15 protein-coding genes, 1 pseudogene and 1 riboswitch are annotated in these 20574 nt (G+C 68.4%); of the genes and pseudogenes, 9 read left to right on the top strand and 7 right to left on the bottom strand.

Features of this window, described 5'->3' with window-relative positions; genetic code table 11:
* The 3 genes and pseudogenes from carB (at position 1) to gmk (ending at position 5136) form a co-directional block, all read left to right on the top strand.
* A complete protein-coding gene (gene carB, locus CSQ85_RS04585; RefSeq protein WP_150383081.1) occupies positions 1-3384 on the top strand; it encodes a carbamoyl-phosphate synthase large subunit in 3384 nt (1127 codons plus the stop codon).
* A gap of 54 nt (positions 3385-3438) precedes the next feature.
* Positions 3439-4368, top strand: a pseudogene (pyrF, locus tag CSQ85_RS13365) (orotidine-5'-phosphate decarboxylase); the annotation flags it as partial.
* Positions 4369-4506: 138 nt separating this feature from the next.
* Complete coding sequence (gmk, locus tag CSQ85_RS13360) at positions 4507-5136, top strand: guanylate kinase (RefSeq protein ID WP_395956401.1); 630 nt, start codon at positions 4507-4509, stop codon at positions 5134-5136.
* An 87-nt stretch (positions 5137-5223) separates the two neighbouring features.
* Here gmk and CSQ85_RS04575 read toward each other — a convergent pair whose 3' ends face one another.
* From CSQ85_RS04575 to CSQ85_RS04545, 7 genes are all read right to left on the bottom strand, one after another.
* A complete protein-coding gene (locus tag CSQ85_RS04575; protein WP_150383079.1) occupies positions 5224-5661 on the bottom strand; it encodes a thiamine-binding protein in 438 nt (145 codons plus the stop codon).
* An 8-nt stretch (positions 5662-5669) separates the two neighbouring features.
* Complete coding sequence (gene thiD / locus CSQ85_RS04570; RefSeq protein ID WP_150383078.1) at positions 5670-6476, bottom strand: bifunctional hydroxymethylpyrimidine kinase/phosphomethylpyrimidine kinase; 807 nt, start codon at positions 6474-6476, stop codon at positions 5670-5672.
* 13 nt (positions 6477-6489) lie between these two features.
* Complete coding sequence (thiC, locus tag CSQ85_RS04565) at positions 6490-9228, bottom strand: phosphomethylpyrimidine synthase ThiC (RefSeq protein ID WP_395956399.1); 2739 nt, start codon at positions 9226-9228, stop codon at positions 6490-6492.
* A 58-nt stretch (positions 9229-9286) separates the two neighbouring features.
* A complete protein-coding gene (locus tag CSQ85_RS04560) occupies positions 9287-10240 on the bottom strand; it encodes a hydroxyethylthiazole kinase (RefSeq protein ID WP_150383076.1) in 954 nt (317 codons plus the stop codon).
* Positions 10233-10342, bottom strand: a riboswitch (TPP riboswitch). It overlaps the preceding gene by 8 nt.
* A gap of 14 nt (positions 10343-10356) precedes the next feature.
* Positions 10357-11694 carry a sensor histidine kinase gene (locus CSQ85_RS04555; RefSeq protein ID WP_150383075.1) on the bottom strand — a complete coding sequence of 446 codons (1338 nt, stop codon included), beginning with the start codon at positions 11692-11694 and terminating at the stop codon, positions 10357-10359.
* Positions 11691-12383, bottom strand: coding sequence for a response regulator transcription factor (locus tag CSQ85_RS04550; protein ID WP_150383074.1), 693 nt, complete (start codon positions 12381-12383; stop codon positions 11691-11693). The genes CSQ85_RS04555 and CSQ85_RS04550 overlap by 4 nt, the downstream gene beginning before the upstream one ends.
* Positions 12384-12386: 3 nt before the next feature.
* Complete coding sequence (locus CSQ85_RS04545) at positions 12387-13184, bottom strand: hypothetical protein (RefSeq protein ID WP_150383073.1); 798 nt, start codon at positions 13182-13184, stop codon at positions 12387-12389.
* A gap of 210 nt (positions 13185-13394) precedes the next feature.
* Between CSQ85_RS04545 and CSQ85_RS04540 the strand changes: the two genes are divergently transcribed.
* The 6 genes from CSQ85_RS04540 to ftsZ form a co-directional block, all read left to right on the top strand.
* Entirely contained in the window at positions 13395-14594 is a 1200-nt protein-coding gene (locus tag CSQ85_RS04540) for a peptidoglycan-binding domain-containing protein (protein WP_150383072.1), read from the top strand.
* Entirely contained in the window at positions 14579-15232 is a 654-nt protein-coding gene (locus CSQ85_RS04535) for an ABC transporter ATP-binding protein (protein WP_150383071.1), read from the top strand. The genes CSQ85_RS04540 and CSQ85_RS04535 overlap by 16 nt, the downstream gene beginning before the upstream one ends.
* Positions 15229-16368, top strand: coding sequence for a hypothetical protein (locus tag CSQ85_RS04530; protein ID WP_150383070.1), 1140 nt, complete (start codon positions 15229-15231; stop codon positions 16366-16368). Before CSQ85_RS04535 ends, CSQ85_RS04530 begins: the two co-directional genes overlap by 4 nt.
* A 96-nt stretch (positions 16369-16464) precedes the next feature.
* Positions 16465-17940, top strand: a complete 1476-nt coding sequence (locus CSQ85_RS04525) for a glycine--tRNA ligase (RefSeq protein WP_107041189.1) — start codon at positions 16465-16467, stop codon at positions 17938-17940.
* 1 nt (position 17941) lies between these two features.
* Positions 17942-19192, top strand: a complete 1251-nt coding sequence (dusB, locus tag CSQ85_RS04520) for a tRNA dihydrouridine synthase DusB (protein WP_150383069.1) — start codon at positions 17942-17944, stop codon at positions 19190-19192.
* A 241-nt stretch (positions 19193-19433) separates the two neighbouring features.
* On the top strand, positions 19434-20574 hold a 1141-nt coding region (gene ftsZ / locus CSQ85_RS04515; protein ID WP_150383068.1), incomplete at its 3' end, for a cell division protein FtsZ.

Genomic DNA, 20574 nt, shown 5'->3' with positions numbered 1-20574 from the left:
ATGCCGAAGCGCACCGACATCAAATCCGTGATGGTCATCGGATCCGGCCCGATCGTGATCGGTCAGGCTGCGGAGTTCGATTACTCGGGCACTCAGGCATGCCGCGTCCTCAAGGAGGAGGGCATCCGCGTCATCCTCGTCAACTCCAACCCGGCCACCATCATGACCGATCCGGAGATGGCCGACGCCACCTACATCGAGCCGATCGCGACGCCGATCCTCGAGCAGATCATCGCCAAGGAGCGCCCTGACGCGCTGCTGCCGACCCTCGGCGGCCAGACCGCGCTCAACGCCGCGATGGCGCTCGGCGAGGCCGGCGTGCTCAAGAAGTACAACGTCGAGCTGATCGGCGCCTCCCTCGAGGCCATCGACCGCGGCGAGGACCGTGAGCTGTTCAAGAAGGTCGTCGAGGAGGCTGGCGCCGAGTCGGCCCGCAGCGACATCGCCCACAGCATCGAGGAGGTCGACCGCATCGCCGAGCGATTCGGCTACCCGCTGGTCGTGCGCCCGAGCTTCACGATGGGCGGCCTCGGCTCCGGCATCGCCCACGACGAGGAGGAGCTGCACCGCATCGCCGGCGCCGGCATCCACTATTCGCCGACCGACGAGGTCCTGATCGAGGAGGGCATCGAGGGCTGGAAGGAGTTCGAGCTCGAGCTGATGCGCGACCGCAAGGACAACGTCGTGGTCGTCTGCCCGATCGAGAACGTCGACCCGGTCGGCGTGCACACCGGCGACTCCATCACCGTGGCACCCTGCTTCACCCTGACCGACCGCGAGTACCAGAAACTGCGCGACATCGGCATCGCGATCATCCGCGGCGTCGGCGTCGACACCGGCGGCTGCAACATCCAGTTCGCCGTGCACCCCGAGACCGGACGCATCATCGTCATCGAGATGAACCCGCGCGTCTCCCGCTCCTCGGCCCTCGCCTCCAAGGCCACCGGCTTCCCGATCGCCAAGATCGCCACCAAGCTGGCCCTGGGTTACACGCTCGACGAGATCCGCAACGACATCACCCAGTCCACGCCGGCCTCCTTCGAGCCGACCATCGACTACGTGGTCACCAAGGTGCCGCGCTTCGCGTTCGAGAAGTTCCCGGGCGCCGATCCGACGCTCACCACCTCGATGAAGTCCGTCGGCGAGGCCATGGCCTTGGCCGGCAACTTCCAGGAGTCGCTCGGCAAGGCGATGCGCTCCATCGACAAGCGTCACATGGGCTTCAACTGGGACGGCGACAAGCCGTCGGCCGAGGAGGTCGCCGACCTGCTCAAGGCCATCCACACGCCCACCGAGAACCGCTACCTCCAGCTCATGCGCGCCATCTGGGGCGGCGCCACCATCGAGCAGCTGTTCGAGGCCACGAAGATCGACCCGTGGTTCTTGAAGCAGCTCACGCTCATCAACGAGACCGCCCAGACGGTGCGTGAGGCCGAGACCCTGACCCGCAGGCTGCTGCGCCGCGCCAAGCTCGCCGGCCTGTCCGACCTGCAGATCGCGCATCTGCGCGGCCTCGGCGACGAGGGCGAGAACACGATCCGCGAGCTGCGCTGGACCTACGGCCTGAAGCCCGTGTACAAGACGGTCGACACCTGCGCCGCCGAGTTCGACGCGGCCACGCCGTACTACTACTCCTGCTACGCGGACGAGAGCGAGGTCAAGCCGCGCGAACGCGAGGCCGTGATCATCCTCGGCTCCGGCCCGAACCGCATCGGCCAGGGCATCGAGTTCGACTACACCTGCGTGCATGCGGTGCAGGAGCTCGGCAAGGACTACGACACGATCATGGTCAACTGCAACCCGGAGACCGTGTCCACCGACTACGACATCTCCGACCGCCTCTACTTCGAGCCGCTCACCTTCGAGGACGTGCTCGAGATCTACGAGGCCGAGAAGCGCATGGGCCCGGTCAAGGGCGTCATCGTGCAGCTCGGCGGCCAGACGCCGCTCTCGCTCGCCGCGCGCCTCAAGGCCGCCGGCGTGCCGATCCTCGGCACCACCCCGGAGGCCATCGACCTGGCCGAGAACCGCGAGCTGTTCGGCGAGGTGCTCAAGAAGGCGAAGATGAACGCGCCGCGCTACGGCACCGCCCTGAGCCTCGAGGAGGCGCAGGAGGCCGCGCACCACATCGGATACCCGGTGCTTGTGCGCCCGTCCTACGTGCTCGGCGGCCGCGGCATGGAGATCGTCTACGACGACGCCCAGCTCGAGAAGTACGTGGACCGCGCCCTGGCCGAGGCCAAGGCCGACACGGTCGTCTCCGGACGCCTGCCCTCCCCGCTGCTCATCGACAAGTTCCTGCAGGACGCCATCGAGATCGACGTCGACGCGCTGTTCGACGGCGAGGAGCTGTACATCGGCGGCATCATGGAGCACATCGAGGAGGCCGGCGTGCACTCCGGCGACGCCGCTTGCACCCTGCCGCCGTCCACGCTCTCCGACGACCAGATCCGCCGTCTGCGCGAGGGCACCTACGCCATCGCCAAGGGCTGTGACGTCAAGGGCCTGATCAACGTGCAGTACGCCTTCATGGCGAACACGCTGTACGTCATCGAGGCCAACCCGCGCGCCTCGCGCACCGTGCCGTTCGCCTCGAAGGCCACCGGCGTGGCGCTCGCCAAGGCTGCCGCCCGCATCATGGCGGGGGAGACCATCGCCGACCAGCGCGCCAACGGCCTGCTGCTGCCCAAGGGCGACGGCGGCGTCATGCACCGCGGCCAGCAGGTGGCGGTCAAGGAGTCCGTCCTGCCGTTCAAGCGCTTCCGCACTCCGGTCGGCAAGACCGTCGACATCCTGCTCGGACCGGAGATGCGCTCCACCGGCGAGGTCATGGGCTTCGACCGCGACTTCCCGCACGCGTTCGCTAAGAGCCAGCTCGCCGCCTACGACGGCGGTCTGCCCACCCACGGCAACGTGTTCATCTCCGTCAACGACGCCGACAAGCGTCAGCTGCCGCTGATGGCCGTGCGTCTCGTCGAGCTCGGGTTCACGATCTGGGCCACCGAGGGCACCGCCTCCGTGCTGCGCCGCTACGGCATCGAGTCGAAGATCGTCGACAAGATCTCCAGCCGTGTCGACTCCGATCCGGAAGCTCCGGTGAAGGTCCTGCACGCGGAGGGATCGATCGGCAAGAACGTCGTCCAGCTCATCGAGGACGGCGAGATCGACATGATCCTCAACACCCCGAACTCGCGCGGATCGCGCTCCGACGGCTACTCCATCCGAGCCGCCGCCATCGCCGCCGATCTGCCGCAGTTCACCACCATCACCGAGTTCTCCGCGGTGCTGCTGGCCATCGAGGCGGTCAAGCGCAACGATTACCAGATCATGAGCATCCAGGAGCATTCCAAGCAGTTGTTCGAGTTGGAAAAAAAGGATTTCTAAGGATTTACTGAAGGTTCGCACCACAAGGTTCACACCACAACGAAAGGAACCGCGATGAACGACAGCACCCAAGAGGAACAGGACAAGGAACAGCTCGCGAGGCGCTCGGACTTCGGTCTGCGCCTGCGCAACTCGATGGACAAGTACGGTCCGTTGTGCGTGGGCATCGACCCACACCGAAAGCTTCTGACCGATTGGGGCTATAGCGTCGACGCCGACGGCGCGGAGATGTACGCGATGCGTATGCTCCAGGCCGCCAACGGACGCGCCGCCGCGGTCAAGTTCCAGCTGCCGATGTTCGAGCGTTACGGCTCGAAGGGATTCGCGGCGCTGGAACGCGTGCTGTACGCGGCGCGTCAGATGGGGGTCATCACCATCGTCGACTGCCTGCACGGCGGCCTTTCGACCACGATCTCGGCCATCGCCGACGCCTACTTCAAGCCTGACGCGCCGCTGCGTGCCGATGCGATCACGCTGCTGCCGTACTACGGCGCGCGTTCGCTGCAGGGCCTGATCGACGAGGCGCTCGACAACGGCCGAGGCGTGTTCATCGCCTCCCTCACCTCCAATGAGGAGGGCAAGAGCCTGCAGAGCGCGATCCGTCAGACCGGCGACTACGCGGGCAAGACCGTGGCCTACGGCATCGCGGCCACCGCGCAGAAGCACAACGCGGACATCGAGGGCATGGGTTCCGTCGGCCTCATCATCGGCGCGACCATCGGCCAGTGGATCAACGAGACCGGCGTCGATCCGGCCAAGTTCACCGGCCCGATCCTCTCGCCGGGATACGGCTGGCAGGGTGCGGAGGCCAAGGACCTGCGCACCGTGTTCAAGGGGACGAAGGGCAACGTGCTGGTCACGGTGTCCCGCTTCATCGCCTCCCACGGCCCGGACATCTCCGCGCTCGGCGAGGCCACCGAGGCCATCGCCCTCGACGTGCGTCAGGCGCTGCTCGAGGCGACCAAGATCGGAGACGAGGAACAGGGAAAGATGCAGGACAAGCGCAACGCCACCGTCATCGACATGGGTGGTGCACAGGGCAACACGGGCGATGCCTCCGCGGATGCGGCCACGGCCGATGCCGCCGGCGACACCGCCAAGACCGTTGAATCGGGACAGACCGTGGACGCCGCAACCGGCAACGAGCCGGCCGACGAGACCACGGCGCTGCACGGCGGACGTCTGCTGGTGCTGACCGGCCCCGCCGGCGTGGGCAAGGGCACCGTCGAGGTGGCCCTGCGCAAGAAGCACCCCGAGGTGTGGGTGTCCGTCTCGGCCACCACGCGTGATCCGCGCCCCGGCGAGGTCAACGGCGTCAACTACTGGTTCATGAGCGAGGAGGAGTTCGCCGCCAAGGAGAAGGCGGGCGAGTTCCTCGAGACCGCGCTCGTGCACGGTCTGGCCCACTACGGCACGCCGTTGAAGCCGCTGGAGGACCACCTGTCCGTCGGCACCCCGACGATCCTCGAGATCGACCTGCAGGGCGCCCGCCGCGTCAAGGAGAAGGCCGCCGAGCTCGGACTCGAGGTGATGACCGTGTTCATCGCCCCGCCGAGCTTCGACGAGCTGGTCCGCCGCCTCAAGGGCCGCGGCACCGAGACCGAGGAACAGCGCAAGCGTCGTCTCGCGACCGCGCACATCGAACTCGCCGCCGAAAGCGAATTCGACGTGACGATCGTCAACGACGATGTGCAGCGCGCCGCCGACGACCTGTGGAACGTCATCGCCAAGGAGTACGGCGTCGACGCCTGACGGTGTTGCCCATCCTACGCAGATGATTGAAGGGCTTCCTCTGGTGAGGAAGCCCTTCAATCGAATGTGCGGGTCACGGGATGAGGCTCAGCGCGCCTGACCCCGCTGCCGGGCGATGACCTCGTCGGCGAGCTTCGGCTTCTCCGTCAGCTGGCCGGTGAAGCCGGGGCGGATGTCCATGTGCAGCACGAGGCTCGTGCGGTAGCCCTGCTCCGCGAGCTTCTTGGCGGCCTCGCCGGCCACATGCAGCACGTCGTCGAGATCGCCCTCGACATCGGTGAACAGGGCGTTGGTCTCCTGCGGCAGGCCGGAGTCGCGGATCACCGAGATCGCCTGCGCGACGTACGGGGAGACCTCGGAGCCGGCGCCGGTCACCGACACCTGGATGGCCGCCACCGTGTTGAGGTACGGCCTGCCGGTTTCGGGGTTGATCGGCACCTCCTGCCTGATCGCGTTGCGGTCCGACACGGTGTTGAGGCTCTCAGCCTCGATACTCAGATCGGGGGTGTTGGCGTCCTGCGTCATGCCGTCTCTCACCTCCACGCCCACGCGTGGTCCATCGGGCCCGAACCGTGCCCCAGATCGAGCATCGCGTTCAGGGCGCCGGTCAGATACTCCTTGGCGAGACGGATCGCCTCGGGCAGCGTCTCGCCCTTCGCGAGGTTCGACGCGATCGCGGAGCTCAGCGTGCAGCCGGTGCCGTGCGTGTTCGGGTTGTCGACGCGCCTGCCCTCGAACCAGGTGACCTTGCCACTCACTTCGGCGAGCACGTCGTTCGCGTCGTTCGTGTGGTGGCCGCCCTTGACGAGCGCCGCGCAGCCGTAGCGTTCGGTGAGGGCGACGGCCGCGCGTTCCATCGATTCGGCGTCGGTGATCTCCATGCCGGACAGCACCTGCGCCTCGGGGATGTTCGGCGTGATCACGGTCGCCAGCGGGAACAGCTTCGAGGTCAGCGCGGCGATCGCGTCGTCGCTGATGAGCTTGGCTCCGGAGGTGGCGACCATGACCGGGTCGAGCACCACGTTTCGCGCGTGATGGAAGGTGAGGCGGTCGGCGATCACGTCGATGATGTCGGTGGCCGAGACCATGCCGATCTTGACGGCCACCGGCGGGATGTCCTCGAACACGGCGTCGATCTGATCGGCGAGGATGTTCGGCTCGGTGTCCTGGATGGAACGCACGCCGGTGGTGTTCTGGGCGGTCAGCGCGGTGATCGCGCTCATGCCGAACACGCCATTGGCGAGCATCGTCTTCAGGTCGGCCTGCATGCCGGCGCCGCCGGAGGAGTCCGAGCCGGAGATCGCGAGTACGGGCGGAAGGGTCGTCGTATGTTGTGCCATGGTTGTCATCAGCTCACTTCGCGGCGGTCTGTGTGGCGGTCTTCGTGGCGGCCTGCGACGTCGGGGCGGTGGAGTAGAGCTTGCCGCCCTGCGCGGTGTACTGCTCACTCATCGCGTTCATGCCGGCGACGATGTCCTCGGGGCTCAGCACGTTCGCGGACACGACACCGTCATCGGGGGCGATGCCGGCGATGGAGTCCCTGACGATCTGCTCCTGCGCGGCCTCGCCGCCGAACGCCTTGCGGATGTTCTGCGAGATGGCCATCGAGCAGAACTTCGGGCCGCACATCGAGCAGAAGTGCGCCATCTTGGCCGGCTCGGCGGGCAGTGTGTCGTCGTGGAACGCGATCGCGGTGTCCGGATCGTAGGAGAGGTTGAACTGGTCGAGCCAGCGGAACTCGAAGCGGGCCTTCGAAATCGCGTCGTCACGGTCCTGCGCGTGCGGGTGGTGCTTGGCGATGTCGGCGGCGTGGGCGGCGATCTTGTACGCGATCACGCCCTGCTTGACGTCGTCCTTGTTCGGCAGGCCGAGGTGCTCCTTCGGGGTCACGTAGCACAGCATGGCGGTGCCGTAGCGTCCGATCTCGGTGGCGCCGATCGCGGAGGTGATGTGGTCATAGCCCGGCGCGGTGTCGGTCGTCAGCGGTCCGAGGGTGTAGAACGGGGCGCCCTTGCACACGGCCTTCTCCAGCTCGATGTTCATGCGTACCGTGTCGAACGGGACGTGGCCCGGGCCCTCGATCATGACCTGCACGTCCTTGGCCCACGCGCGCTCGGTGAGCTCGCCCAGGGTCATCAGCTCGCTCAGCTGGGCGGCGTCGTTCGCGTCGGCGAGGCAGCCGGGGCGAAGTCCGTCGCCGAGCGAGAACGCGACGTCGTACTTGGCGAAGATGTCGCACAGCTCGTCGAAGTGCGTGTACAGGAAGCTCTCCTGATGATGGCGCAGGCACCAGTCGGCCATGATCGAGCCGCCGCGCGAGACGATGCCGGTGACGCGGTTGGCGGTCAGCGGCACGTAGCGCAGCAGCACGCCGGCATGGATCGTCATGTAGTCGACGCCCTGCTCGCACTGTTCGATCACGGTGTCGCGGAACAGCTCCCAGCTGAGCTTGGAGGCGTCGTCCTCGACCTTCTCGAGCGCCTGATACATCGGCACGGTGCCGATCGGCACGGGGGAGTTGCGGAGGATCCACTCGCGGGTGGTGTGGATGTCGTTGCCTGTGGACAGGTCCATCACGGTGTCGGCGCCCCACTTGGTGGCCCACGTGAGCTTCTCCACTTCCTCGTCGATGGACGAGGTGACGGCCGAGTTGCCCATGTTCGCGTTGAGCTTGGTCAGGAAGCGGGAGCCGATGATCATCGGCTCGGCCTCCGGGTGGTTGACGTTGCACGGCATGACCGCGCGGCCCGCGGCCAGCTCGGAGCGCACGAGCTCCACGTCGCAGTTCTCGCGGGTCGCCACGTACTGCATCTCCGGGGTGACGATGCCGTGGCGGGCGTACCACATCTGCGTGACCGGGTGGTCCTTGGCGCGCATCGGCTGGTGCGTGCGTCCACGCCATTCCTTCGTGGCGCGGCCGCGCTTGATGGCGCGCTTGCCGTCGTCCTCGAGGTTGCGGCGGCGGCCCTCGTACTCCTCGACGTCGCCGCGGTCGCGGATCCAGTCGAGGCGCAGGGGCTTCAGGCCCTCCTTCGGATCGCACTTGGGGCCTTCGGTGTTGTAGTCGTGGAACGGCGGGTTCGGGCCGACGCCGGGGGTGTCGGACAGCTTGATCTCGGTGTACGGCACCTCGAGGTCGTACGAACCGTACTCGTAGGAGAACGGCACGGACTTCGTCTTGCGGATGTGCGCCTTGTCGCGCTGCTTGGAGCCGCGGGCGGCGATGTCGACGCGCTGCTGCTTGGCGAGCTTCTGCGCCTCCTTGGCCTCCTTGGCGTTGGTGAACTTCTTCTCCGTGGCCTCGGCGCCCGGCTGCGCGTTGCCTTCCTGCGCGGCCTGCGTGTCGACGGCCGGCGTGTGGGTGACGATGCGCGGCGCGTAGCCGTGCTTCGCGTCGCCGCGCACGGCCTTCCATCCTTCGACCATCGCGCGGGTGGCCTCCTCGGGGTTCTCGGCGCCGGCGATGGCGGAGACCGCGAACCAGCCGGCCGCCTTGGTGCCGGCGAGCATGGCCATGTCGGCCGCGGTCACGCCGCCGCCGACGACCACCGGGAACTCGCTGGCGGCGCAGATCGTGTCGATCTGCCTGGCGTCCAGCGTACGGCCGGAGCCGTCGTTGCCGCCCACGGAGGCCTCGGGCTTGGTGGTGGAGACGTGCAGCGGGCCGGCGCCGATGTAGTCGATGCAGCCGTCGGGCAGTTCGTTGATGAGCTTGACCAGGCTCTCGGTCTCGGCCGACAGGCCCACGATCGCCTCGTCGCCCAGGAGGGCGCGGGCCTCGCGCGGCTCCATGTCGGTCTGGCCGATGTGCACACCGTCGACCTTGATGCCCTTGCGGCGGGCCTGCCAGACCACGTCGGCGCGGTCGTCGATCACGAAGGCCACGGAGTCGGACTTGCCGTCGTCCTCGATGATCTGCGCGATGTCCTGCGCCATCGCGGTCAGCTCGGAGGCGTCGGCGTTCTTGGCGCGCAGCTGGATGAACGTGGCGCCGCCGGTGAGGGCCTGATCGACCACGTCGGTCAGCGGGCGGCCCTTGCAGTCGTCCGGTCCGACCACGAAGTACGCGGACAGGTCGAAGCTGTCGCGCATCGACGCGTATGGGTATTCGTTACTCATGGTGTGTTCCTTTGATTGATTGGTGGAAGTGTCAGAACATGTGGATTTCGGAGCCGGCCACCTGATCGGCGGTCACGTTCCACAGGGCGTCGAGGAAGGCGACCTGGAACGAGCCGGGGCCGTTGGACTGCGCCTCGGCGATCTCGCCGGCGCGGTCGTACAGGGCGCTCGCCGCCAGCGCGGCGGTCAGCGGGTCGGTCACGGCGAGGTATGTGGCGGTCACGCCACCGAGCGAGCATCCGGCGCCGGTGACCTTCGTCATCATCGCGCTGCCGCCGGGCAGGCGGTAGACGGTCTCGCCATCGGTGACGAGGTCGACCTCGCCGGAGACGGCCACGGCGGCCCTGCCGTCCGGCGCGCCGACGGCGGCGGAGGAACGCGTGAGGAATCGGGCGAGGCGCTTGGCCGGTTCGACGGCCGTGTCGACCTCGTCGACGGCCTCGACGCCGGCCGGACGGGTGGCGGGCTGGTTGCCGGGTTCGGCGTCGTCCGACAACCCCCACATGTCGGCAAGTGCGATGATCTCGGAGGCGTTGCCGCGCACGATGGTCGGGGGAGTGGCACGGAAGGCGCGCAGGATCTCGGTGCGCGTCCGGCCGATGCCGGCGGCCACCGGGTCGAGCACCCATTTGTGCCCGGTCTTGTGGAAGGCGCGTGCGATCTTGGGCAGCGCCTCCTTGTAGAACGGCAGCAGCGTGCCCACGTTGATGTAGTCGGCCCCCGAGATCGGCGCCGTGTCGATCACGTCGTCGGGCAGGAAGCTCATTGCCGCGGCGCCTCCGGCGGCGAGCTGGGCGTTGGCCACGAGATTGATCGTCACGAAGTTGGTGAACGACTGCGCCAGCGGACGGGTGGCCCTCACCTGTTCGACGGCGTTTCGGATGCGGTCGCGCAGGTCGTTAAGATCGCCGTCGGCGTCGCCATGGCCGTCATAAGTGGAATCGATACCGCGTTCGTTGCGGATGGATGGCGAATCATCGCTCATATTCACTGCTCCCTACGCTGGTCTTAACCAACAGGTTCAAAGGGTCGGGCCCTCGCCCATCTCAACCCGCCTGAAGTGGTGCGGGTTCCCCTGCATTTCATGTGTTGCGTCCGAAACTACGCGCCGATACGGACATGGTTGTTACAAAATCGCACAGACACGCCAAATCGACCCCGTTCGGGTCTGGCGAGTCGCAGCTCGGCATGGTAAAGATCCGCGATCTCCCTGACGATCGACAGGCCCAGCCCGTTGCCAGGCCGGTTCTCGAGCCGGGACGCCCTCCCGCGATGGAACGGGATCAGCAGATCGTCCAGATCGCGCTCGTCCGTCGACTCCGCAGTCTCCGTCGACTCCGTGCTGTTGGTGACGGACAGCTCGACGCCCCCGCCGTCGATCTGCCGCACGTCGACCTCGATGTCACCGCGGTCCACGTTGTGCACCACGGCGTTGCGGATGAGGTTGCCCGCCAGCAGCGCCAGCATCGTCGGGTCCGCGTGCACCGTCGCCGCGGGGTCGATGCCGGTGCGCACGTCGATGCCGCGTTCGTCGATCGCGTCCCACGAGGCGTCCAGCGCGTGCTCCACGGCCTCGCCGAGCGACGTCTCGGGCGGCCGTTCCTCGCCCGGATGCAACGCCATGTTCTGCACGCGTGACAGCGCCAGCAGCCCCTCCACCAGATCGGCCGCGTTCCGGTCCGCCTCCAGCGCCCGGCGCACCGCCGGCTCCACGTCCGCCGCGAACCGCCCCTGCGCGAGCGGGGCGTCCAGACTGGTCCCGATCACCGCGATCGGCGTGCGCAGCTCGTGCGAGGCGTTCGCGATGAACTGCCGTTGCGTGGCCGCCGCCTGCTCGATACGCGCGAGCATCGCATTCACGTCGCCGGCCAGCGACGCCACCTCGTCCGAACCCGCGATCGACACGCGCTCGCCGGTGGCGGACGGGTCGAGCCGTCGCATCTGCGCGCCCAGCGAGGAGATGCGCCCGGCCAGCCTGCGGGAGATGAACCACGCCGCGACCATCGCCAGCACGGCGAACCCGGCGAACAGCGCCAGCGAGAACCACATGGCGCCCTGCATCATGGGCCCGCGCATGTCCGAGTCGCTGATCTCCATGATCGACCCCGGCGTCATCGGCCCGCATCCCACGGCGTAGTCGGTGTAGTAGCAGCCGGTGGAGGACACATACAGTTCGCCGCCGTCGGGCGTGGGCAGCGTTCCGCCGCTGGCCACCTGATACAGCCGGTAGGACGACCGGTCGTAGATGCGGCCGAACAGCATGGTCTGCAACGCCAGGGCGATCCCGAGGAACACCGCCACCAGCAGGCCGATGGCGAGCGCGAGCTTGCCGCGGAAGGTGCGCGGGCGCAGATGGAACCGGCGCTTCCTGGGCGGATTGGACGGGCTGGACGGGCTGAACGGGCGGGATGCGTCAGTCAGACTGGACGGGTGGTTCATGGCAGACGGTATCCCTTCCCTCGCGCCGAGACGATGACGCCCTTGCCGCCGGCGGCCTCGAGCTTGCGTCTGAGCGTGTAGACGAGCGTCTTGGCCGCCCCGGCGCTGGCCGCGCCGTCCGGCCATGCGGCGGCGATGAGTTCGTCGAGCGTGACCCAGCCGCCGTCCGCCTCGACGATGCGGCGCAGCACGGCGAACTCCCGCGCGGTCAGGTCGAGCGGGGTGTTTCTCCAGTAGGCGAGTCGACGGTCGTCGTCGATGACGACCGGCTGCGCGACGGCGCCGGAATCGTCGTAGGACCCCGTCGTCTCGCGTCGTCTCGCGTCGTGGCGCAGCAGGGCGCGGATGCGGGCCGACAGCTCCCGGTAGACGAACGGTTTGGGCAGGTAGTCGTCGGCGCCGAGGTCCAGCCCCTCCACGCGCTGCTCTGGGCTGGCCGAGGCGGTGACCATGAGCACGCTCACATCCAGTCCGAGCGCGCGGATCGTCGTCATCACCGTGTCGCCGGACATGACCGGCAGGTCGCGGTCGAGCAGGACCACGTCGATGGCGTCCCGGTGCGCGGCGAGCAGTTCCAGCGCCTCGACACCGGTTTCGGCCGTCCAGGTGCGGTAGCCCTCATGCCTCAGCGCGTCGTCGAGCGAGGCGGCCATGCCCGTGTTGTCCTCGACGATCAGTATCCCCGCCATGATCTACCAGAAGTACTCCACGGGGTCGTCGGCGGTGCTCGACGACCAGCCCTGCGCCGCCTTGCAGCCGCGCACGCGCGCGTCACCGAAATCGTAGCCGAGCTTGTCCTTCGCGTCCGTCCAGCCTTCCGTCTGGAGCTGGGTCTGCCCGTCGTTGAAGTCCTTGACCGTGTAGCTCGGAGGTACCACGCCCTCGCGCCGCATGCAGTCGACGACCGCCTCGTCGACGTTGGCGTACAGGTTCGGGTTGCCCTGCTGCTGACCGTACAGGCCCTGCACATGGGAGAACCGCAGATAGCAGTCGGCGTAGGCGTCGCGCCACCGCTCCTCCTGCTTGTCGGTGCCGACGGCGTGCTGCATGATGTCCATCATGCCGTTCGGGAACCGTTCGAGCTTCGGCTCCTTGAATCCGTGGTCGACCATGCACGTCTTGTAGTCCGACCAGACCTTCTCGTAGACGGCCGTCGACACCCGTCCCTCCTTCTTGGCCTGTTCAAGGAACGGGCGCTCGTAGTCCGACACGTACGGGTCGGCGAGCACCTCGTCGATGTAGGCGGGCAGTGAGCTCGCCAGCCGCCCGTTGCCGTCGGCGTCGCGCAGCGTCGAGACCGGCCCCTGCCGTTGCGAGGAATCCTGCCCCTGCGCCGACGAACCCTGATCCCCGGATGCGGGTGATGCGCTCTGCGTGCCGTTCGTCGGCCCCGCGCAGCCCGCGAGCCCCGCGAGCAGCGCCGCCGCGGCCAGCGTCGCGGCCAGCAACCGCTGGATGCGCGTGAACCCCTGTGATGATCGTCGTCCCATCTCAACCCCCTTGTCCTGAAACCCCTGTGCCGCACGGCTGTACAGCCTGTGCACCTTCCATCGTAGGCGGCCCCGCCCTGACCTTCGCCTGACCGTGCGCGCGGACGGCGTGGAACGATGGAATCGGACACGACGCCGAAGCCGACGTCGGGATCGAAGCCCGATCGGACGCGAGGGGCGAGCGTGAGGACGCGAGGAGGGGAGGCCATCATGGCGAAGTCATCGAAGACATCATCGGCATCATCGGGGCCGTCGACGGGGCGGGGCGTGCCGCGCGGCACTCCACGCGGCACCGCGCGACGTGGGTTCCCCGTCGCCTGGCTGTTGATCGCCGTCATCCTCACCGCGGCCGTCAGCGTCGGCGCGGCCGCGTTCCTGCTGCCCGACCGTCATCCGGCGATACTGTCGCGCGCGAAGGAGGTCACCAGCGCGCCGGTCGGCATCCAGCGTTACGACGCGAACAGGCAGATCAGCGTCATCCCCACGCTCTCCGCCTCCCGTCAGATGCTCATCAACACGTCCGGCACCGTGACCGCCGACCATTCCGGCGAGGGTCTCGTCTCCGGCAGGGCCGCGCTCGCGGTCGACGGACGGCCCATCGTCGCGCTCGCCACCGCGACCCCGCTCTACCGCGACCTGCAATACGGCGACAAAGGCGGGGACGTGCGCGCGCTCAACGACGAGCTTGCGCGGCTCGGTTTCGGCGCGCCCGCCGACACCGACCGGTACACGACGCGGACGGTCAAGGCCGTCAAGGCCCTGTGGCGAGGGCTCGGCGTGACCTCGGGGCTGGACGGCAACCTCGCCATCGCGGACGTGATCTGGCTGCCGCAGCGCGAGGCGGCCGTCTCCGACTGGAACGGCGTGCCCGGCACCATGGTCACGGCCGGGACGCCGATCGGCCGGATCCCCGGTGCCCTGACCGCGATCAGCTTGAGGGACGGCGCCGCCGAGAACGCCGACCGGACGATCACCGTCTTCGGCCAGCAGGGCGTGCTCAAGGCCGGCGCCACACGCATCGACGATCCGGAGTTCTGCGCGCGCGTCACCGCCTCGCCGGAGTTCCGCATGTTCGTCCAATCCTCGTCGTCGTTGCAGTCCGCGCAGGGCCAGTCGTCGGGTCAGTCGTCATCGCAATCCACGTCGCAGGAGTCCGCGCAGGGGATCGACGCCACCGTGGCCCTGGCGCAGCCGGTCGACGTGATGCGCGTGCCGGCCGCCGCCGTGTTCGGCGTCGACGGCGATACCGGATGCATCGCCTCCGACGGCAGGACGATCCCGGTGACGGTGGTCGGCGCGGACCTGGGCGTGAGCCTCGTCAGGCCCGCCGACGGCTCCGAACCGTCCGCCGGCCCCTCCACGGTATCGGTCGGAGGAGCGATCAGGGGGTTGACATGTCCGCGAGCGTGACCGGCCACGACCTCGCCCACCGGTTCCCCGGCACGGACACGCTGTTCGAACACCTGTCCTTCACCCTTGAGGCGGGCACCACGACGGCGATCTGCGGGCCGAGCGGCTGCGGCAAATCCACGCTGCTGTCGATCCTCGCCGGATGGGAGAAACCCGCCGCCGGCACGGTCACGCGCGACGGCGTGAACCGCATCGGCTGGGTGTTCCAGAACCCGTACGGCGTCGCCGAACGCAGCGCGCTCGACCACGTCGTCTTCCCGCTGCTCGCGCGGGGCCTGCGCCGGCGCGAGGCGGAACCGCAGGCGCTGGAGGCGATGGACATGTTCGATCTCGGGCCCGTCGCCGACCGCCCGTTCGCCGCGCTCTCCGGCGGCGAGGCGCAACGGCTCATGCTCGCCCGGGCCGTAAGCTCGGCCCCGGACATGCTGCTCGTCGACGAACCCACGGCCCAGCTGGACACGCGCACCGCCCACAGCGTCTCGGGCGTGCTCGGCAACCTCGCCGGACACGGCATGATCGTCGTCGTCGCCACCCACGACCTCGCCACCCGCGACGCCTGCGAGCGGGTCATCGACCTCGCCGACTACGCGCCGGAAGAGGCGGCGACGCAGGCGCGGTATGGAAAGGAGCTGTCATGAGACTCGCGTCCATCCTCTCCGAGGCGATGCGCAACATCGGCTCCGGCGCCGCCCGCGCCGCGGTTTGGTTCCTCGCCGTGGCCGTGGCCGGCACGCTCATCGGCGGGTTCGAGGCGCTCGCCGTCATCGGACAGGAGCGTGACGCCGTCACCCGCATCCGGGCCGCGGCGGACGTCACCACCATCGTCAGTCCCGTCTCCGTGATCGACGGCGCCGCCTGCGACCGTCTCGTCGACGCGGACGGCGGGCCGCAAGCCGCGGGCGCCATGCGCGAGGGCGACCAAGTCACCCCGCGCTCGACCCCGGGGCGCAGCATCGGCTCATACGAGGTCACCGCCGGCATGATCGGCCTGCTCGCGGCCGCCGGGGGAGACGGTTCCGTCGATACGGCCGACGGGGAAGAGACCGCCGGGGGATCTGCCGCCGACGCCGATCCCACCGGCGTATGGGTCTCCGCGACCCTCGCCCACGACTTCGGCTGGGCCAAGGGCGTCACGATCGAGACCGACCGCGGCGACATCCCCGTCGCCGGCGTCTTCGACTGGCCGAACGACGGACGCGACACCCGCTTCGCCTATGCGCTCGTCGTCCCCGCGACGGCCGACGCCAAGCCGTTCAGCGAATGCTGGGCCAAGCAGTGGCCGCGCACCGACGCGGTCGAATCGCTGCTCACCACGACCGCCATCGCCGGCAAATCGACCACGCAGACCCTCCCCGGCACCACCATGCTCAACAAAAGCCTCGATCGCGGGTGGAACGCCGCGGCGCTGTACGAGACGCGCATGACCCACATGCTGCCCTGGGCGGCGCTCGCGGTCGGCCTCGTCATCGGCGTCGCGTCCGTGCACAGGCGGCGTCTGGAATACGCGGGCGCCCTCCACTGCGGCCAACGCAAATCGGACCAGCTGCTCGCGGCGCTGGTCGAAACCCTTGTCTGGGCCGGCGGCGCGACCGTGACTGGCCTGTCGCTGATCGCCGCGCTCTGCCTGCGCGCATCCCCGTCCGACCCGGAGGCGGTGCTCCTCGCCGCCGCCCGCTCGCCGCTCGCCCTGTTCGCCGGCGTGCTCGCCGCGAGTGTCGCGGGTGTGCTCGCCGTGCGAGAATCCCGCCTGTTCCGCCTGTTCAAGGGGAGGTGATGCGTCACGGAGGCGGTCCGGCAGCCACTGTCAGACTGTGCCGGTATCCTGAAGCGGTTGTAAAGACCCCAAACCGTTCATACCAGAAGGTGCATTGTGGCTCAGTCCAAACTTGATGAAGTCGTATCCCTCGCGAAGCGTCGCGGTTTCGTGTTCCCCGCCGGCGAGATCTACGGCGGAACCCGTTCCGCATGGGACTACGGTCCGCTCGGTGTCGCCCTGAAGGACAACATCAAGCGCGAATGGTGGCGTTCGATGGTCGTCACCCGTCCCGACGTCGTCGGCGTCGACACGTCCATCATCCTGCCGACCCCGGTGTGGGTCGCCTCCGGCCACGTCGCCGTGTTCAACGACCCGCTGGTCGAGTGCCTCAACTGCCACAAGCGCAACCGCGCCGACAAGCTCCAGGAGAGCTACGCCGAGAAGCACGGCGACAAGCTGCCCGAGAACGGCATGGCCGACATCGTGTGCCCCGACTGCGGCACCCGCGGCAAGTGGACCGAGCCGCGCGACTTCAACATGATGCTGCGCACGCACCTCGGCCCGGTCGAGGACGAGAACAGCCTGCACTACCTGCGCCCGGAGACCGCGCAGGGCATCTTCGTCGACTTCAAGAACGTGATGACCTCCTCGCGTTCCAAGCCGCCGTTCGGCATCGCCAACATGGGCAAGTCCTTCCGCAACGAGATCACGCCCGGCAACTTCATCTTCCGCACCCGCGAGTTCGAGCAGATGGAGATGGAGTTCTTCGTCGAGCCCGGCACCGACGAGGAATGGCACCAGTACTGGATCGACGCCCGCACCCAGTGGTATCTGGACCTCGGCGTCAAGCCGGAGAACCTGCGCCACTACGAGCACCCGAAGGAGAAGCTGGCCCACTACTCCAAGCGCACCGTCGACATCGAGTACAAGTTCGGCTTCCAGGGCTCCGACTGGGGCGAGCTCGAGGGCGTCGCCAACCGCACCGACTTCGACCTGTCCGCGCACGCCAAGCACTCCGGCGAGGACCTGAGCTACTTCAACCAGGCCACCGGCGAGAAGTACATCCCGTACGTCATCGAGCCGGCCGCGGGCCTGACCCGCTCCCTGATGTGCTTCCTCGTCGACGCCTACGACGTGGACGAGGCGCCGAACACCAAGGGCGGCGTCGACAAGCGCACCGTCCTGCGCCTCGACCCGCGCCTCGCGCCGGTCAAGGCCGCCGTCCTGCCGCTCTCCAAGAAGCCGGAGCTGCAGTCCGTCGCCCAGGATCTGGCCTCCGACCTGCGCCAGCACGAGTGGATGATCGACTACGACGAGGCCGGCGCCATCGGCCGCCGCTACCGTCGCGAGGACGAGATCGGCACCCCGCTGTGCATCACCGTCGACTTCGACACCCTCGAGGATCACGCCGTCACCATCCGCGACCGCGACACGATGAACCAGGAGCGCGTCTCGCTGGACAAGGTCGCCGAGTACGTCGACGCCCGCATCGGCGAGCACCGCACCCGCGTGCCGATGAAGCCCGTCGCCATGGGCGGCGAGGCATGGCCCGACTCCGTGAAGATCAACGAGGCCGGCGGCCTGTACTGAGTTGACAGCCAACAGCGAAACCGTCATCGACGAGCGCGGCGACTCCCTCACCGGGGAGGATCCGCGCTCGCCGCGTCATACCGCCGCGCTCGCCGCATCCGTCCCGGCCGTCAAACCGGTCCGTCTCGGGCCGATCGACGTGCCCACCCCGGTGGTGCTCTCGCCGATGGCCGGCGTCACCAACTGGCCGTTCCGCGTGCTGTGCGAGGAGTACGGCCCCGACGGCCTGTACGTGGCCGAGATGATCACCGCCCGCGCGCTCGTCGCCCGCAACCCCAAGGCCCTGCGCCTGTGCCGTTTCGCGCCCACCGAGCGCGTGCGCTCGCTGCAGCTGTACGGCGTGAACCCTGCCATCACCGAGCAGGCCGCGAGGATCGTCGTCGACGAGCACATGGCCGATCATGTGGATCTGAACTTCGGATGCCCGGTGCCCAAGGTCACGCGCCGCGGCGGCGGCTCCGCCCTGCCGTGGAAGACCGACATCTTCACCGAGCTCATCCGCCGCGTCGTCAAGGTGTGCGAGCCGGCCAACATCCCGGTCACCGCGAAGATCCGCGTCGGCATCGACCACGATCACGAGACGTTCCTCGACGCCGGCCGCATCGCCCAGGAGGAGGGCTGCGCCGCCGTGACCCTCCACGCCCGCACCACCGCCGAATACTACGGCGGGCACTCGGACTGGAGCCGCATCGGCGAGCTCAAGGAGCACCTGTCCATTCCGGTGTTCGGCAACGGCGACATCTGGGGCGCCGACGACGCCCTCGCGATGATCGCCGAGACCGGCTGCGACGGCGTGGCCATCGGCCGTGGATGCCAGGGCCGCCCGTGGCTGTTCGCCGACATCAAGCACGCGTTCGAGGGCTCCGATGAGCGGTTCAACCCGACGCTGGGCGAGGTGTGCCGCGTGATCGCGCGCCATGCCCGCCTGCTCGTCGAGTTCTACGACGGCGACGAGCGCATGGCCGTGCACGACCTGCGCAAGCACATCGCCTGGTACCTGAAGGGCTTCCCGGTCGGCGGCTCCACGCGCAAGGCGTTCATGGAGTGCGAGAGCCTCGCCGACGTGGACCGGGAGATCGGCAGGCTCGATCCATCGGTCGAGTTCCCGCCGCGCGTGATCGACAAGCCGCGCGGCCGCGTGCGCTTCGCCAAGAAGGTCCACCTGCCCTACGGCTGGCTCGAATCGCGCACCACCAGTCACGAGGAACGCGAGACCCTCTTCGGCGACGACCCGATGGACGCCAGCTACTAGCTGATGCGTCATCTGGCGGATTGGCCGGATGCAGGAGTGGGGGAAGTCGGATTCCCGTTCGGGACCGTAGGCTTAGCCGAACGGCCTTGAGTGTGTCACGAATGGGAATCCGGCTTCGCCCACGGCCCGGAAACGTAAACCGCATTGCGGTAATGTTGCGCTACACGCGCGGAAATATCACACAATACGGCGTGGCCCTGCGCTAGTCTAGGGTGTAACCGTGAAGTGACAGGAGCACAACGTGAGCGAGATCGCCCAGAACGAGGAGTTGAACGACAGGACCAACATCAAGGTCGTCGGTGTAGGCGGTGCCGGTGGCAACGCCGTCAACCGCATGATCGCCGAGGGGTTGCAGAATGTCGAATTCATCGCAGTGAACACCGATGCCAAGGATCTGCTGCGCTCCGACGCCGATGTGAAGATCTCCCTGTCCGACCAGTCCAGCCGTGGCCTCGGCGCCGGCGCCGACCCCGAGAAGGGCGCCAAGGCGGCCCAAGACCACCAGTCCGACATCGAGGAGGCCGTCAAGGGCGCCGACATGGTCTTCGTCACCTGCGGCGAGGGCGGCGGCACCGGCACCGGCGCCAGCCCGATCGTCGCGCGCGCCGCCCACCAGCAGGGCGCGCTGACCATCGCCGTGGTCACCCGTCCGTTCTCGTTCGAGGGCCCGCAGCGCTCCGCCTCGGCCGAGCTCGGCATCGACAACCTGCGTCAGGAGGTCGACGCCCTCATCGTCATCCCGAACGACCGACTGCTCGAGCTGTCCGACCGTTCGATCACGATCATGGACGCGTTCAAGACCGCCGACGGCGCGCTGCTGTCCGGCGTGCAGGGCATCACCGACCTGATCACCTCCAACTCGTACATCCACGTCGACTTCTCCGACGTCACCGCCATCCTGCGCGGCGCCGGCACCGCCCTGTTCGGCATCGGCTCCGCCAGGGGCGAGGACCGCGCCACCCAGGCCGCCGAGCTGGCCATCAGCTCCCCGCTGCTCGAGGAGAGCATCGAAGGCGCCCACGGCGCGCTCATCAACGTCGCCGGCCCGACCGACATCGGCCTGCAGGAGGCCTCCGCAGCCGTCGAGCTGGTGCGCAAGGCCATCCACCCGGAGGCCCAGATCATCTGGGGTCTCGCGCTCGACGACGCCTACGGCGACGAGGTGCGCGTCACCGTCATCGCCGCCGGCTTCGACACCGCCAAGCAGGCCGCCGCCAACGCCGCGGCCAACGGTCTGACGGCCGGCATGCCGCAGCGTGCCGCGTCCTCCGCCCCGGCGCAGCCGGCGCAGACGACCCCGTCCGCGGCCCCGCAGGCTGCCCCGGCCTCCACGCAGGCCCCGCAGACGCAGAACCCGGCCCCGCAGGCCGCCCCCGCATCCC

Source organism: Bifidobacterium rousetti, assembly GCF_008698235.1.
In the GTDB taxonomy this organism is placed as follows: Bacteria; Actinomycetota; Actinomycetes; order Actinomycetales; family Bifidobacteriaceae; genus Bifidobacterium; species Bifidobacterium rousetti.
This window is presented reverse-complemented; position numbering and strand designations above follow the sequence as displayed.

What these genes read in the sequence shown, in the direction of transcription:
- carB (WP_150383081.1), top strand. Translation starts at nt 1, where the DNA reads ATGCCGAAGCGCACCGACATCAAATCCGTGATGGTCATCGGATCCGGC.
- CSQ85_RS04575 (WP_150383079.1), bottom strand. Translation starts at nt 5,661, where the DNA reads ATGACGCAGGACGCCAACACCCCCGATCTGAGTATCGAGGCTGAGAGC.
- thiD (WP_150383078.1), bottom strand. Translation starts at nt 6,476, where the DNA reads ATGGCACAACATACGACGACCCTTCCGCCCGTACTCGCGATCTCCGGC.
- thiC (WP_395956399.1), bottom strand. Translation starts at nt 9,228, where the DNA reads ATGCGCGACAGCTTCGACCTGTCCGCGTACTTCGTGGTCGGACCGGAC.
- CSQ85_RS04560 (WP_150383076.1), bottom strand. Translation starts at nt 10,240, where the DNA reads ATGAGCGATGATTCGCCATCCATCCGCAACGAACGCGGTATCGATTCC.
- CSQ85_RS04555 (WP_150383075.1), bottom strand. Translation starts at nt 11,694, where the DNA reads ATGAACCACCCGTCCAGTCTGACTGACGCATCCCGCCCGTTCAGCCCG.
- CSQ85_RS04550 (WP_150383074.1), bottom strand. Translation starts at nt 12,383, where the DNA reads ATGGCGGGGATACTGATCGTCGAGGACAACACGGGCATGGCCGCCTCG.
- CSQ85_RS04545 (WP_150383073.1), bottom strand. Translation starts at nt 13,184, where the DNA reads ATGGGACGACGATCATCACAGGGGTTCACGCGCATCCAGCGGTTGCTG.
- CSQ85_RS04540 (WP_150383072.1), top strand. Translation starts at nt 13,395, where the DNA reads ATGGCGAAGTCATCGAAGACATCATCGGCATCATCGGGGCCGTCGACG.
- CSQ85_RS04535 (WP_150383071.1), top strand. Translation starts at nt 14,579, where the DNA reads ATGTCCGCGAGCGTGACCGGCCACGACCTCGCCCACCGGTTCCCCGGC.
- CSQ85_RS04530 (WP_150383070.1), top strand. Translation starts at nt 15,229, where the DNA reads ATGAGACTCGCGTCCATCCTCTCCGAGGCGATGCGCAACATCGGCTCC.